The following is a 16535-nucleotide window of genomic DNA, read 5'->3' as shown; positions in this document are numbered from 1 at the left end:
AATTACACAAAACTTTTTACATTCTCAGTTAAAAGGGATGATGATTCCGAAATAAATAGGATCGACCCCAATCTTGATCTCTTCTCTTTTATAAACTTTTCTGCAAACAAAGAGGTTTTTATCAATTAAAACCTCTTTGTTTCTGGTTTTATTTGTATCTAAATCTAAAGCGTTTTAAAGCTCTTTGTTTTGAAGTGGAATAAGGAATTCTTGGTTTAAACTTAACTGCTTGAGCAATCTCTTTTTCCAACTGATCTCCTTCTTGAAGCAGCTTGTTTGCTTCCATTAATATTTTATCGATGTCTTGGTATCCAGTCTTTTTTACGGATTGTTGAACAGCAGTCATTTTAAAATCCCTCCTTATTCCCTTTTATTGTATCATATTGAAGAATTAACGTACACATTCGTGCGTAAAATTCCACTGTCCGTAAGTCGGCTTCACTAAAACCATTCATTGCTTCAGACTGAAGGCATAACACTCCCAGAATTTGATCCGATTGGTGTGGCTGGCATCCCTTGATCATTAAACCGTTTGTCACTATTATCGATAACATTTACTATAGATGGCTTCCCTTCTTCCCAAATATATCCTGCAAAGCCAACGCCCTTTTTAAATGTTCTTTTGGCAATTGATTCTGCATTTATTCTTACGGACTCAATAATTTTTAATTCATCATCATGAACTTTGAATAAAGAAATGGATTTATCAGACTGGTCTTTTTCAAGTACGGTGATGCATTCGTCAAGAATATAACGGAGCATTTGATTTGTAAGATCATCATTTTTATTTTTAAACAGAAAGTTAAATGATCTTAGCAAGCGATTTGCATTATCGTTATGTCTAATTGATACACGGAGTTTATCCTCCATTGACTTAAGGGTTTCTTTTAATTTTCTCGTGTGCTCTTGACTTCTTTGGAGGAGTTTTTGCGTTAATAACAACTTAGTACTGACTTCTTTGTATCTTCGCTGAAGTAATAAAGGCCCCTTCGTAAATTCAGGGTCATAAAAAGGATTTGGAAAGCTCAACCCTGAAGTTCCTATTGGATCCCCTGTGCTTCTCCAATAATCCCCAATTAGTCTTACTAACTTATATGTAAGAAATACGATTGCAACAAAGCTGATAACATGTATCTCAGTTATATCCGAATCTTTCAACCTTTCAATACCAGAAATATTTGCCACCCAAGTTAGAAAACGAGCTAAAGGTACAGTCATTCCATAAATTGTAGCTGCTAATAGAATGAATGCTAAAAAATAACAAAAAATAATCTTTCCCACGGAAGTAGTTTTTTCGTTTTCTGTCTGCCCGTTGTAATCTCTTTCAATTTCCGGCATCATGTCACCTCCACCCTTAAGGCTCGATTAAGTATTGTTTACTTATGTCAACTTTTATTACAAAGGAAGAAAAACTCCCTGAGTTTCTAGGTGGGGGAGACAAATGGAGAGGAAAGACTTTTGTAAGGGAGTCTTGTTATTTCTATTGCAATAGAACATACATTCGCAAGTCAAGATTTAGCTATAGTTGGATCGGATGGGCTTTTTAAGGAGGAATATAACAATCAAGCTCCGCTTTCATTTACTTTTTATGTGCCGCCGTTTTTTCCGGATCCCAAATATAATAGACGGCAATCTTCTGATATAATTTTGCACCATATTCACGAACTTTTCCTTTTTTCAAGACTCCCATACTTCAAAGTGACATTTGCTTTGCAGTCCGGCCCTTTATAGCAACTTTGCCCTTCAGGGTGTCCTTTTTCAAAGAAGCCCTGTATATAGAAGGTGACAACAGCGGCAGGTGCAGGAGGCTGACAGCTTTCATCGCTGCTGATTTTTGCAAAAAGAGGGGGAAGGTTCGATGAGCAGATTGTTGATTGAGGAGCATCCCGTGCTGATTATTCCGTCGCTGGCTGTGAAGCTTGGGATAAGAGAAGCGGTGGTGCTCCAGCAGATGCATTATTGGATTGTAAAAAGCACGCATATCAGGGAGAAACGGAAGTGGGTCTACAACACGTATAAGGATTGGCATGAACAGCTCCCGTTCTGGTCGGAGAGGTCGATTAGACATACGATCTATTCGCTTGAGAAGAAGGGATTGCTGCGGTCTGCGATGTTCAACAAGTCGAGAATGGACCAGACAAAATGGTATACGATCGATTATGAAAAACTGGCCAAGTTGGATATCCAGGATCCGCAGGTCCAATCACCTGCCTTGCACGGTCAAATGAGCTGGCAGCGGCTGGCAGATGAGGAGGTCAGTTTGACCAAACCAATACCAGAGATTACTACAGAGACTACAACAAAGAAAATACATATTCCCTTTTCCGAGATCGTTGAATACTTAAATTCGAAAACAGGATCGGCCTACAAGCCGAGTACGAAGCGGACACGGGATCTGATCCGTGCACGCTGGAATGAAGGGTTCACCTTGAAGGACATGAAGAAAGTCATTGACCTGAAGACAGCGGAATGGCTGCACAATCCGTATTGGAGAAAATATTTACGCCCGGAAACATTGTTTGGAACGAAATTTGAGTCGTATCTGAACCAGAAGCCGACGGTAAAAAGAGTGTGGCGTGAGGAGGAGTTTAACCTTGATGACTAAGCGGGAGACGTTTTCGCTGATGGCAAGAATTGCGGTTTACTACGAACAATTCGAGCTGGATCAGAAAAAGCTGGATTCGTGGCATGAGGTGCTGAAGGACTGCAATCTCGAGGAGTTGGAAGCTGCTCTACACGAGCATGTATCGGCTTCTGTGTACCCTCCGAAGATCGCCGATCTGCTGAAGAAGCCGGCATCGGCGCGGGTGGTGCCAGACCCTGAAGAAACGGAAAGGATCACGGCTGGGAATGAAAAGCCTGCCAGCCGCGAAGTGGTGGAGAGTGAGCTTGCGAAGGTGCGAGCCATTTTGGGTAAAGGCAGAGGAGAATTTTGATGGAGGCAAGGGCGCTGTACAGCCGGGAAGTGGAGGAGGCCTTTGTGGGAGCGCTCTTGCTGGATGGGGATTTGGCAAAAGAGTGCACCATCAAGCCCGGGCAGCTGTATATGTCCAGATTGCGGGTGCTGCTTGCGGCTATTCAGCGTCTATGTAAAAAAGGGGAGCCGATCGACCCGGTGTCCGTCATCCAGGAAGTCGGCCTGGACAATGTGGAGAGTGTCGGCGGCATCAGCTATGTGACGGACCTGGCCGCCCGTGTACATACAACCGCCAATGTCTGGCATTACGAGAAGCTGATCCAGGAATATGACCAAAAAAGAAAGGCGGTGAAGGTCGCAAGCCGGATTCAAGAAGGAGTACAGGGAGAAGACATTTCCACCGTGCTGAAAAACGGCATCCAAGATCTAGTGAAGCTCGAAGAGGGTTTGGTCGATGAGGAGTTGGGCGATATTTCTTCGGGTCTTGTCGATCTTTACGTGGAGTCCGAAAAAGATCAAGGAGAGGTGACCGGCATTTCCTCCGGCTTTCGACATTGGGACCGCCTGACCGGCGGGCTGCAGGAGTCGGAGCTGCTTGTCATTGGGGCACGGCCGAGCATGGGCAAAACGGCATTTGCCTTGAACCTCGCATTGACCGCTGCAAGACAGGATGTGGTAATCATTTTTTCACTGGAAATGCCCAAGCATCAGCTACTGAGAAGGGCAGTTGGCCTGGCGGGAAGTATCAGCTCGGTAAAAATGAGAAATCCACGGCGCCATTTCGAGGAGGCCGATTGGGCGAAACTGACGGGGGCCATGGGAATGTTGTCCGAGGCGAACTTGCATATTTTCGATAAGCCGGCGATGGATATCGGCTACATGTGGGCAAAGGTGCGTAAGCTCCGTAGGGAATACGGCAACGGTAAAAGGTTCCTCGTCATCATTGATTATTTGCAGCTTATTGCAGGAGATGCAAAGTACAGGCCGAACCGCCAGGCGGAGATCAGCGAAATCAGCCGGATGCTAAAGATGCTGGCAAGGGATTGCCAAGTGGCAGTGGCAGCCCTTTCCCAGCTAAGCAGAGGGGTGGAGAGCCGGCAGGATAAACGGCCAATCCTTCCCGATCTGCGGGAAAGCGGGCAAATCGAACAGGATGCCGACGTCATCGCCTTCCTGTACCGTGATGATTATTACCGGAAGGATACAGATCAGCCGAACATCGTCGAAGTGATCCTGGCGAAACAGCGGAATGGCCCTATTGGTACCATCAGGCTCACTTTTGACAAGGAGTGTGGGAGGTTTGGGGATGTGTGAGGATAGGCTTATGGGATTCGAAAAAGGCGAATTGTTTTGGTGAGTGGTCCCCATCCACCTCGGACTCAAGTAGAATGGATTGGATGCCAGGCACATTCATAAACTGTAAAATCGGTTTTGCCGGACTTTTATTTGCTTCCTCCTTCATAGAAATTGGTGTATGAAAATATAAAAAATCTATATTGACGAATTCGAAGAGTTCTTCGAGGTATAATGACCGCAATTAGGAAACAAAGGAGGTGCCCATCATGACAAAAAAAGAACCGAGTTATTCATTTGAAGATCACGTGCAGCAAACGTTGAAAAACATCAATGTTTTTCTCAGGGGTGAAGGACTGAAGAGGAAGCGGCTTGCGCAAAAGTTAGGGATGTCTGAATCGAATTTCTCTGATTATTTACAAGGGAAAAGGTCAAATGTTTTAGAGTTTTCCGCCAGATTGGAAGAAGTTCTGGGGCTGGAAGGAAATTATTTTGCAGATCCTGATTTTGCCTATCGATCAGCCGAATCGAAGCAAGAACAACAGGCTATGATCATTTCGAAAGGGAACTTATCGCCAGAAGGCGAGGAAGGGTTGCATCAGCTGCTTAGAATTTCCGAATTAGTTGAAACGTATGATGTGGAGGATCATTCAGATGCCTGAGATCACTTTTGATGATCTGCCCGAAGTAATTGAGGAGAACAAGCTGATTGCTTCAGAAATTCATATGAAGGTGGATCAATATCTAAAGAATGATCACCCTAAGGGCTGGAACAAAATAGATGGTGCCAAAAGATTTATTGAGCAAAATCATCATGGCTTCGGGAGTGTGGGGCCTGTCCCCCAAAGAATTAACGCGTTATTGTACTGAGGGACAGACCCCAAAAACCCGAATGGTAAAATGGGCAGCATACTTGAAAAATGATCTAAATTTTGGCTAACTTTAATATTTAATATGTTTGTGGTAAACTTCACAATGGCAGAGCTCCTTTCTTTGGATTTTAGTAATAAGTAACCTAAATTTACCAAAGGCTGGGGTCTTTTTATATTTAAAAGGGTTATTATGTCTTAATCTGAGGCAAATATTACTTACTATTTAAATTAAATTTAAACATCTGGGGTTTTTTATTGATGCAGAGATTCACAATGATTCACATAAAAAATTAATTCAGAAAAGATCGACCTGTGAATTTTGGTCTATAACAAAGGGAACGTAAAGGGAAGTGTCGAATTTTTAATTATCCAACATTTGTCCCAAGGGGGGAGGACAGTGTCAACGCCTTATCATGCAAAGTATTACGCTCACGAATTAACAAGGCAATCCGCCAAAGATGGTGTTGAAAAGTTTTCAAGGTCATTATTTGATGCTTCGATCGATTTAAATCCACATCAAATTGAAGCTGCTTTATTTGCCTTTCGATCACCTTTATCCAAAGGAGTTATTCTGGCTGATGAGGTTGGATTAGGCAAAACAATTGAAGCAGGGCTCGTTTTATGTCAGAAATGGGCGGAACGAAAGCGAAAACTGCTTATTATTTGTCCTGCTTCGTTACGCAAACAATGGAGTGTGGAGTTAAAAGAAAAGTTCAATCTACCAAGTATCATTTTAGAAGCCAAATCTTTTAATGAGTTTGCCGGAAAAGGGATAAGCAACCCTTTTGCTCAAAATGCAGTGATTATTACTTCTTTTCAATTTGCGAATAGAAAAAAAGGTGAAATCAGTTTAGTTCCGTGGGATCTGGTTGTTATTGATGAAGCACACAAACTTCGTAATGTTTATCGAAACAGTAATAAGATGGGAAAAGGTATTAAAGAAGCTCTAGAAAATCGCAAAAAGATTTTAGTAACTGCTACTCCGTTGCAAAATTCCTTACTGGAGCTATTTGGTTTGTCTTTATTTATAGATGAGCATATCTTTGGAGACATTGGCTCTTTCAGGGCTCAATATATGAATGGCAAAGGAAGCCTAATGGAATTAAAAGAGAGACTACGGACATTTTGTCATCGAACGCTTCGTTCACAGGTTTTAGAATACATACGTTATACAGAAAGAATTCCAATAACATTTCCTTTTAGGCCAACAGATGATGAACAGGCGCTATATCAAGCTGTCTCGGATTTTCTTTTACGTGAGGATACATATGCCATCCCAAAGAGGCAAAAAAACCTTACAACACTTATTATCCGAAAGTTGCTTGCATCTTCGTCCCAGGCTTTAGCAGGAACTTTACAAACGATAAAAGACAGATTAGAAGATTTACTGGAAAAACAAAATGTATCTGATGATAATTTGCTGGATCAAATGGTAGAAGAAGATGAAATAGATAATGAATGGATGGAATATGACGATGAAAACGAAACGGAAAATGATGCAGTTGAAGACTCTATACATATTGAGAAATTAAAAGAAGAAATCCAAGAGGTAAATCGTTACTTACATTGGGCGCGTGCAATCAGAATAGACAGCAAAACTCGAGCCCTATTAAAGGCGCTAGAAACAGGATTTACAGAAATGAGCAAAATGGGCGCAAACCGTAAAGCTCTAATCTTTACAGAGTCTAGAAGAACGCAGGAATACTTAAAAGATTTCCTGGAAGCAAACGGATTTGCCGGTAAAGTTGTTTTATTTAATGGTACGAATAACGATGAACACTCCAAAGCCATTTACAATCGATGGTTAGAAAGGTACCAAAATACCGAAAAAGTAAGTGGCTCAAAAACAGCAGATATGCGTGCTGCTCTCATCGAATACTTTAGAGACAATGCGGACATTATGATTGCTACTGAGTCAGCCGCGGAAGGGGTAAATCTCCAATTTTGTTCTCTAGTTGTTAATTATGATTTGCCCTGGAATCCCCAGAGAATTGAACAGCGAATAGGAAGATGCCATCGATATGGCCAGAAACATGATGTAGTTGTTATTAACTTCCTGAATGAACGCAATGATGCGGACAGAAGAGTATTTGAACTATTAAATGAAAAATTCAATTTGTTTACCGGTGTTTTGGGTGCATCGGATGAGGTATTGGGGACAGTTGAGTCTGGGGTGGACTTTGAGAAGCGGATATTGGACATTTATCAACGGTGCAGAACACCAGATAAAATAGAAAATGCTTTTAATCAATTACAAAGTGAACTAGAACAACAAATAAAAAGCCGTATGATTGATACGAGGAAGGCACTTTTAGAACATTTCGATGAAGATGTCCATGCAAGATTGAAAGTACATCTTGAAGATACAAAGTATCAGTTGGACCGAGTAAGTAAAATGTTTTGGGCTTTAACTAAAGTAATTCTAAATGATAAGGCTCAATTTAATGAAAAAGACTTTAGCTTTCATTTGATTAAAGAACCACAGATTGGCGAGGTACGAAAGGGACAGTACGAACTTATTTCAAAGAATAAAAAAGAATCGAATGCCTATTTGTATCGATTATCGCATCCACTTGGGGAGTATGTGTTAGACGCCGGCAAGAAAATTGAAACACCTATTAGTGAAGTGGAATTTGATATCACAAACCACCCTGTTCGTTTATCGGTTGTTGAGAATTTAAAAGAGAAGAGCGGTTATTTAACTTTAACAAAATTAACAATTGACTCTTTTGAGAGAGAAGAATATTTACTGTTTAATGGTTTTACTGATGATGGCAAACAAATCGACCAAGAAATATGTGAAAAGCTGTTCCATTGTAAAGGAAAAGTCCGAAAAATAACCAGTTTGCCTAAAGAAAAGCATGATCAGTTGTTAAAGGATGCAAAAAGGCATGCAGAAGCGACAATTAGCCTATCACTTGAAAATAATAATAAGTTCTTTCACGAAGAGAGGGAGCGATTAGAAAAGTGGGCGGATGATTTGGTACTGGCATCAGAAAAGGAGCTTAATGATACCAAAGCAAAGATTAAAGAAGCGAAACGTCAGGCACGATTGGCCACTTCGACAGAAGAGCAGCACCAAATCCAAAAGCAAATCAAGGAGCTGGAAAAACTCCAACGTAGACAAAGACAGCGCATTTTTGAAGTGGAAGATGAAATAATGGATAAGCGTGATGAGTTAATAGAAGAACTTGAGAAAAGAATGGTACAGAAAACGAAACAGGAAGAATTATTCACGATTCGTTGGAAAGTAGTATAGGGGGTAAAAGGAAATGGCAACAACGCAACAACAAAAGTTTGTTGAATTATTAAAAGAAATGTTCCAATTTGATCAAGCAGACTTAGACTTTGGCATATACCGGATTATGAACCAAAAGAGAGATGAAATCAACAAGTTTTTACATGAGGACCTGGTACCCCAGGTAAAACAAGCATTCGAAAAATATAAGAATACGGATGTAGAGAAAATTAAACACCAAATTGAAGAATTAGAGACAAAGTTAAGCGAGATGGGTGTTGCTAAAGAAAGCTCTGAAAAGTACTTAATATTAAAAGAGAAGTTAAATCAAGGTGTTGATCTAGCAGCTTTAGAAAATGAAGTGTTCTCTCATTTGACAACTTTTTTCCGCCGCTATTATGACAAAGGTGATTTCATTTCCCTGCGTCGTTATAAAAAAGACGTGTATGCCATACCGTATGAAGGTGAAGAAGTTAAGCTTCACTGGGCAAATGCTGATCAATACTATGTAAAAACCTCTGAGTATTTCCGTGATTATACGTTTAAACTTCCATCTGGAAAGACTGTTCACTTTAAATTAGTAGAAGCAAGTGCAGAGCAAAATAACAATAAAGCACAAGAAGAAAGGTTTTTTATTCTTAATGAAGACGAGCCAATAAAAGAGCAAGATGGAGAGCTTTTTATTTATTTCGAATATCGGCCCACGGAAGCTAAACTAAAGCAAAATCAACTAAATGAAAAGGCAAAGGAGCACATATTTTCTCTTAGTGGATATAATGACTGGCTGAAAGAATTACAATCACTTGCACCAACAGAAAAAAACAAGAAAAGAACATTATTCGAAAAACATTTAACGGATTACACCGCCCGCAATACATTTGACTATTTTATCCATAAAGACTTGGGCGGTTTCCTCCGCCGCGAGTTAGATTTTTACATAAAAAACGAAGTAATGCACTTGGATGATTTAGATACTGAAAATGAAAAGCACTTTGAGCAATACCTTTCAAAAATTAAGGTCATTAAAAATATTGGCCATAAAATTATTGCCTTCCTAGAGCAAATTGAAAACTTCCAGAAAAAGTTATGGCTAAAGAAAAAATTTATCATCGAGAGTAATTATTGTATAACACTTGATAAAATATCAGAAGAATTTTACCCCGAAATTATAAATAACCGAGCTCAAATTAACGAATGGAAAAAATTATTTTCTATTGATGAAATCACTTCTGATTTAACCAGCTTGTCAGAAGAGTTTCTTAGAAGTAACCCTTATTTAGTAGTAGATACAAAATATTTTGACGAAACTTTTAAGGACAATATTCTTAAGAGAATAGAAAATTTGGATCAAGCAATAAATGGGGTTTTAATTCATAGTGATAATTTCCATGCTCTTAATTTATTGCAAAAAAAACATGAAGAACAAATTAAATGTTGTTATATTGATCCTCCTTATAACACAAATGCAAGTAAAATAATATATAAAAATGGATATGAGCATTCAAGTTGGCTTTCTTTGATGCATGATAGAGTAAGATTGGTAAAAAATCTTTTAAATAAGAGTGGTATTATTCAAGTAGCAATTGATGACTATGAATTTAGACGATTGAATATGCTAATGGATTATATTTTCGGACAAAACAATTTTATATCTAATATTGCAATTTTAACTAATCCGAAAGGTAGAGACCAAGAATATATTGCTCAAGCCCATGATTATACTATTATTTACTCAAAAGATAAGAAATTTGCTGAAACAAACCATTTTGTCTTAAGTGATGAAGAGATGAGTAAGAAGTACTCTATTGGGGAAGGTGAAGAATCCTACCGGGAACTCCCACTAAAGAGAACGGGTAGTGGTAAATGGCGTGAAGATAGACCTTATATGTTTTTCCCATTTATTTATAACCTAACTAATGAAGAACTTAAGGTTATACCTAAAAATGAATATGAGAAACTGTATAACAAAGAACAAAATGCTTTCGATGATAAATTTTTAAAACTACTTAAAGAAAAATATGAAAATACAAATCATATCTTTATTTTACCAAAAGATGAAAATGGTAATTATCTTAGATGGAGATGGGGATATGATAGCTGTGTAGAAGGCGTGAAAAACGGTAGCTTATACGTAAAGCGAACAAGAAAAGGAACTTACAATATTTACGAGAAGAATGCAGGGAAAAAATTTGTTACCCCTAAATCTTTATGGTTTGGTGAAAAGTATGATGCTTCAAGTAAAGGAACAAATTTATTAGGAGATATTTTACCCAATAATCATTTCGATTATCCTAAAAGTATTTATACTGTTATGGACAGTATAAATATGGGTGCAAATAAAGATTCTTTAATTATTGACTTTTTTGCCGGATCGGGTACAGCAGGCCATGCTGTCATTAATCTTAATAGAGAAGATGGGGGAAGTAGGAAATATATTCTTGTTGAAATGGGAGAGTATTTTAATACTGTTACAAAACCACGAATCCAGAAGGTTATTTACTCAAAAGATTGGAAAGATGGAAAGCCTCTATCTCGAGAAGGGTCTAGTCATATGTTTAAATATATAAAGCTGGAATCATATGAGGATACTCTTAATAATATTAAACTTAAACGGACTGGGGAACAACAAGCTGTTTTAGATGAGTTATCAGATGAAGTAAAAGAGGAATATTTATTAAACTACATGCTTGATAATGAAGCAGAAGGCAGTGCTTCATTATTAAACATTGATGCTTTTAGAGATCCATTTAATTATCAAATGATGATTACAAATGGGACAGAATCCAAACTGACGAAGGTGGACCTTATTGAGACATTTAATTACTTAATTGGTTTGCATGTCAAAACAGTTGATATGATTAAAGGTATTAAAGTGATCAACGGTACATTAAGAACAGGAGAAAAAGTTCTTGTTCTTTGGAGAAATTTGGACGAAGTATCAAATGAGCAACTGGAAAATTTCTTCAATAAGCAGGGCTATAATTCGAGGGATACTGAATATGACCGTATTTATATAAATGGTGATAATCATATCGAAAATCTGAAACTTGATGAGGATAAGTGGAAAGTAATTTTAATTGAGGAAGAATTTAAACGCCTCATGTTTGATATTAGCGACATTTAGGATGTGAGATAATGGCTAGGGCAGCTAAAAAAAAGAAAAAGGTTCATTTAAGCGAGCAGCTTGTTTTAAATCAGTACATGCTGCGTTTACTCGAAGTGGATAACTTTGATCAATTAACCAAAGACATGAAAGACAGTGCCCTTGAAGAAATTGATGTCGATAACTTTTCGCGTTTTTACAAATTTTTATCCACTCGCTTAATTGAACGTGAAGAGTTAACTTCGGATATATTAAGGCAGTACGATGAAAATATATTGAGACATACATTCAAGATAAGTGAAAAGCGTGAAAAAAGGATTAAATGGAAATACTTCCAGTATTTATCACTTTTGTTTACTGAGATTTATTTGGACCGATATTTTCATCAACAAGAAAAATTGTTGCATGACTTAAATGCATTTGTTGACGTAGTAAACGAGGATAAAGATAAAGCAGACCAATTAGATTATTATCATGAGAAAGACTTAAAAAAATTAGCATTCTGGAACGCTACAGGTTCAGGTAAAACACTCCTAATGCATGTCAATATTCTTCAATACCAGCATTATTTTTATAAAAACCACCGAGAAGATGAACTTGAACAAATCATCCTGCTAACACCAAGTGAAGACTTATCAAAACAGCATTTACGGGAATTTGAAATGTCGGGACTAGATGCTGCGTTGTTTGATAAAGATTTGCAAGGTTTATTTAGAGGCAAAGAAATCTCAATCATTGATATTCATAAGCTGGAAGATGAAATGGGCGAGAAAACTGTAGCGATTGATGCATTTGAAGGAAATAACCTGGTGCTTGTTGATGAAGGCCATCGAGGCTCTTCAGGGGACGCATGGAGAACTAAGCGCGAAAAGCTAAGTGAACAAGGATTTGCTTTTGAATATTCGGCTACATTTGGACAAGCAGTTGCAGGTAAAAAACACCTGATACAGGAATATTCAAAATGTATACTATTTGATTACTCCTATCGTTACTTTTACCGTGACGGCTATGGAAAGGACTACCGGATTTTAAACCTGCAGTATGACAATGATGAAACTGTTCGCCATCTTTATTTAACTGCCTGCTTGGCAACTTTTTATCAACAAGTCAAATTATTCAAGACAAACGAACGTGTATTTAGGCCATTTCTCATTGAAAAGCCGTTATGGGTGTTCGTAGGTGGAAGTGTGAATGCCCTTCGTACCCAAAACAAACGGAAAGTATCGGATGTAATCGATATTTTGCTCTTTATTGCTCGGTTTGTTAAAAATTCAAGGGAAAGTATCCAAATGCTCGAAAGGTTAAGAAGTGGACAAGCCGGATTGCTAGATGCGAATGGCCATGAGATCTTTGCAAATTCGTTTTCTTATTTAATTTCAACCGGAATGTCCTCAGAAGAAATATATTATGACATCTTATTGCATGTGTTTAATTCAACACTTGAAAACACAACTCTAAGGGTTGAAAACCTAAAGGGAGTGGACGGAGAAATATCGCTCCGTTTAGGCGAATATGAACCTTTCGGTGTCATCAATGTTGGAGACACGAAGGAGTTAGTTAAATTATGTTCTACCTATCCGGAGCTGCTTGTTATGGAACGTGAATTTTCAAAATCCTATTTTCATGAGATTGATAAGAGCGATTCAACAATTAACGTTCTTATTGGTTCCAAGAAGTTTACGGAAGGATGGAGCAGTTGGCGGGTCAGTACAATGGGCCTCATGAATATGGGAAGAAGTGAAGGTTCCCAAATTATTCAACTGTTCGGCCGAGGGGTTCGATTAAAAGGATATAACTTCAGCTTAAAGAGAAGTGAGGCTTTAAGAGGGGAAATAGGTGCGGTTCCGAAGTATTTAAATTTAATCGAAACATTAAATATTTTTGGTATTAGAGCCGATTATATGCAACAATTTAAAGAATACCTTGAAGAAGAGGGTATTGAAACTGAAGTAGAGTATGAACAAATTAGTCTGCCGGTCATTAAAGATTACAAGCAACGGAAATTAAAATTAAAGGCTTTACGGCTAAAAAAAGGGTTGGATTTTAAAAAGAATGGTCCAAAACCAAGATTTTCTGCGCCTAACGAAAAATTACCTGAAAACGAAAAAGTTGTTGTCAACTGGTATCCTAAGGTGCAGGTAAAGGATAGCCGAGAAAATGGATTATCAGTAAGGGAAACCCAGTCAGCAGTATTAAACAAAGGATCATTTACCTCCAAGCACATAGCTTTCATGAATATAGACCGAATTTACTTTGAAATGCAGCGGTTTAAAAATGAACGTGCCTGGTATAATTTGAGCTTATCAAAAGAAGAAATAATAAAGCTATTATCTAATGATTATTGGTATGAGCTTGAAATACCAAAAACTGAACTAGAATTTAATTCATTTGAAAAAATAAAGCGTTGGGAAGAAATTACCATTGTTCTTTTAAAGAAATATTGTGAGAGACAATACTTTAATGCAAAAAAAGAATGGGAAGCTCAACATATGGAGTATTACGAACTAACGGAAGATGACAGTAACTTTATTGACGAATATAAGATTTCAGTGGACTTAAATGACGATAGCATGATTGAGAAGCTTAAACAAATAAAAGAAGCGCTTTCCAAAAATAAACTGTCACATTTTGAATTTGGTGGATTCACTTCTTTTACCTTTTCACAGCACCTTTATCAACCGCTCATTACTCTTGAAGGAGCTGTAATTAAAATCTCACCTGTCCCTTTAAATGAGGGTGAATATGTGTTTGTAAAAGACTTGAAGTTATATTACGAAAGTAACAAAGAATTCTTTCGTGATAAGGAGTTATTCTTGTTAAGAAACCAAAGCAGGGGTAAAGGAATTGGGTTCTTTGAAGCAGGAGGATTTTATCCGGACTTTATAATTTGGATCATTCATCAAAATAAACAATACATTACGTTTGCAGACCCGAAAGGAATCCGAAACCACTCTATAACGGATGGCAAGCTTCAGTTTTATCGCCACATAAAAGAACTTGAAGAAAAAATGGGTGATACGTCTGTTATATTAAATGCATTTACAATTTCCAATTCATATTATAGCGATTTGCTTGATACGGGTACGAAACTTTCAAAAGAGGAAATGGAAGAGCAGCATATCCTGTTCCAGAAAGATGACAAGGAAACGTATATTAGTAAAATGCTTAACAAAATTATTACATCGCAAACAGTTACCTCAATATAGCTCGCTACAAATTGGTGATGCATTGTAGGAATAAACCGGCCGCCTGAAGAAGGCGGCTGGTATATGTAAAAAATTTGCGGGCAAATAAATTGGAAATCACTCCTTTTTTTCATTAAGGAGTTTCCTTGTTGGAGAAAATGGAAGAAGCTCAATTTTGAACATTAAATTTCCCCACAGTGTAGCAGTTTATGGAATTACAGAGTCAGTTGCAAAACGAAACTTATCCAACACCCTTGGCTGGTTACAAAATACAAATATAATTGACGAAAATTTTAATGTCATTCGTGAAAGAGAGGGAGAGATGAATTCAGTTTCTTATTGGTGGGTTAATCAAGGTAAAAGTGCCAAGGCTCAAATAGATGGTGGGTTTTTATGGGCACCTAAAAAAGGGAAAAATGGTAGAGCCTTTACACACCATACGGACCTATTAAAAGCGCAACCAGGAGATATCGTTTTTGCCTACTCAAATGGAGCTATCCGTTCAATCTGTAAAGTTATAAAAGAAGCAAGATCGTCTAATAAACCAACATCATTAGCAACCGATCTGTGGGAAACAGAAGGTAACTTATTAGAAGTCAAATACTTTAAACTTAAATCTCCGATAGAAAGAGGAGAGATTCCTCATGAATGGAGACTTAAGGAAGACGGGCCATTTGATACTAACGGTGATGTAAAACAAGGGTATTTTTACACCACGTCAAATGATTTTGCAAAGAATATTATACATATGTTTATGGATCGTTTTCCAAAAGAGCTTATTGAATTGCTACCTATTGATGAGAGTCGACCAAAAGTTTCTAAGTTTGATTCTGACGATGCCCTCATCTCCCACATCCACTCCTACATAACGAACAAGGGCTTTTATTTTACAGAAGAAAACACCAAGAATTTATATCTATCTCTTAAAACAAAACCATTTGTGATCCTGTCTGGCATATCAGGAACCGGAAAAACAAAGATTGTCCAGCTGTTTGCCGAGAGTGTGGGAGCAACGGAAGAGAATGGGCAGTTTAAATTGATCCCTGTCCGTCCAGATTGGAGCGACGGATCAGATTTGATTGGCTTTGAGGATATTAGGGGAGATTTCAAACCAGGTCCGCTGACGAAGGTCCTTGTCGAGGCCAATAAGCCAGAGAATCGGAACAAGCCCTATTTTATCCTTTTGGATGAGATGAATCTGGCACGGGTGGAGTATTATTTCAGCGATTTGTTGAGTGTGATGGAGAGCAGGGAGAAAAAGGGGGACGAGTATATCTCTATACCCGTGGTTGATCGCCCGGAAGTTGAAATTGGTCGGTTGCTGTTAAGGAATAATGTTTTTATCATTGGTACGGTAAATATGGATGAAACGACTCACCCTTTCAGCCCGAAGGTGCTGGACCGCGCGAATACGATCGAATATAACGACGTTCAATTGAATAATTTTTCTATTTTTGATCAAACAGAGGAGCCAAAGGCAGTTGCTGTAGCCAACGAGCAGTTGGCAGGAGAGTTCATCACTTTGAAAGACGCTTTTGCTGATCATGAGGAGTTAATCCGAGAGGTAACCGGCTGGCTAGTTGAAGTGAATCAGATATTGGAAAAAGTGAAGCATCACTTTGGCTACCGGGTACGTGATGAGATCTGTTTTTATATGATTTACAACGAGCAAGGACAGTTGATGCCGAAGGAGCAGGTGTTTGATCTGCAGCTCCATCAGAAGATTTTACCTCGGATTTCGGGGAATGATGCGGATACGGAAAAAGTTCTGAAGGAATTGTATAGCTACTGCACCGGTCATGCGTGGGAAGCGGATATCGATACTTCAACAGAGAGTCGTTTTCCTCAGTCCACTGCGAAGCTCGCAAGTATGATTAAAAAAGCGAATCATGAAGGGTTCACTTCTTTTTGGCTTGGCTAAGGGGTG

At 38.4% G+C, this 16535-nt stretch carries 11 protein-coding genes; 9 read left to right on the top strand and 2 right to left on the bottom strand.

The window, feature by feature from the left end; translation table 11 throughout:
• Window positions 1–148: 148 nt before the first annotated feature.
• Together D4N35_RS08195 and D4N35_RS08190 are read right to left on the bottom strand one after the other, a co-directional pair.
• Window positions 149–346 (bottom strand): hypothetical protein, encoded by a 198-nt coding sequence (locus D4N35_RS08195; protein WP_120072330.1) that lies wholly within the window; start codon window positions 344–346, stop codon window positions 149–151.
• A 113-nt stretch (window positions 347–459) separates the two neighbouring features.
• Complete coding sequence (locus D4N35_RS08190; RefSeq protein WP_164876315.1) at window positions 460–1341, bottom strand: hypothetical protein; 882 nt, start codon at window positions 1339–1341, stop codon at window positions 460–462.
• Between the two features lie 517 nt (window positions 1342–1858).
• Between D4N35_RS08190 and D4N35_RS08185 the strand changes: the two genes are divergently transcribed.
• The 9 genes from D4N35_RS08185 to D4N35_RS08145 all read left to right on the top strand — a co-directional run bounded on the left by D4N35_RS08185 (window position 1859) and on the right by D4N35_RS08145 (window position 16529).
• Window positions 1859–2605, top strand: a complete 747-nt coding sequence (locus D4N35_RS08185) for a conserved phage C-terminal domain-containing protein (protein ID WP_120072327.1) — start codon at window positions 1859–1861, stop codon at window positions 2603–2605.
• Complete coding sequence (locus D4N35_RS08180; RefSeq protein WP_235870336.1) at window positions 2598–2936, top strand: replicative helicase loader/inhibitor; 339 nt, start codon at window positions 2598–2600, stop codon at window positions 2934–2936. The genes D4N35_RS08185 and D4N35_RS08180 overlap by 8 nt, the downstream gene beginning before the upstream one ends.
• Window positions 2936–4231: a replicative DNA helicase gene (gene dnaB, locus D4N35_RS08175; protein ID WP_120072323.1), complete on the top strand. Its 1296-nt coding sequence runs from the start codon at window positions 2936–2938 to the stop codon at window positions 4229–4231. The genes D4N35_RS08180 and dnaB overlap by 1 nt, the downstream gene beginning before the upstream one ends.
• 248 nt (window positions 4232–4479) lie before the next feature.
• The gene (locus D4N35_RS08170; RefSeq protein WP_120072321.1) at window positions 4480–4872 is read left to right on the top strand and encodes a helix-turn-helix domain-containing protein; all 393 of its coding nucleotides are present in this window, start codon (window positions 4480–4482) and stop codon (window positions 4870–4872) included.
• Window positions 4865–5080, top strand: coding sequence for a hypothetical protein (locus tag D4N35_RS08165; RefSeq protein ID WP_120072319.1), 216 nt, complete (start codon window positions 4865–4867; stop codon window positions 5078–5080). Before D4N35_RS08170 ends, D4N35_RS08165 begins: the two co-directional genes overlap by 8 nt.
• 399 nt (window positions 5081–5479) lie before the next feature.
• Window positions 5480–8341: an SNF2-related protein gene (locus D4N35_RS08160; protein WP_120072317.1), complete on the top strand. Its 2862-nt coding sequence runs from the start codon at window positions 5480–5482 to the stop codon at window positions 8339–8341.
• 13 nt (window positions 8342–8354) lie between these two features.
• Window positions 8355–11444: a site-specific DNA-methyltransferase gene (locus D4N35_RS08155; protein WP_120072315.1), complete on the top strand. Its 3090-nt coding sequence runs from the start codon at window positions 8355–8357 to the stop codon at window positions 11442–11444.
• An 11-nt stretch (window positions 11445–11455) separates the two neighbouring features.
• Window positions 11456–14629 (top strand): DEAD/DEAH box helicase family protein, encoded by a 3174-nt coding sequence (locus tag D4N35_RS08150; protein WP_120072313.1) that lies wholly within the window; start codon window positions 11456–11458, stop codon window positions 14627–14629.
• Window positions 14630–14783: 154 nt separating this feature from the next.
• Complete coding sequence (locus D4N35_RS08145) at window positions 14784–16529, top strand: McrB family protein (RefSeq protein WP_120072311.1); 1746 nt, start codon at window positions 14784–14786, stop codon at window positions 16527–16529.
• The last annotated feature ends 6 nt before the right edge of the window (window positions 16530–16535 follow it).

It is taken from the genome of Siminovitchia fortis (genome assembly GCF_003605365.2).
Lineage (GTDB): Bacteria > Bacillota > Bacilli > Bacillales > Bacillaceae_C > Siminovitchia > Siminovitchia fortis.
This window is presented reverse-complemented; position numbering and strand designations above follow the sequence as displayed.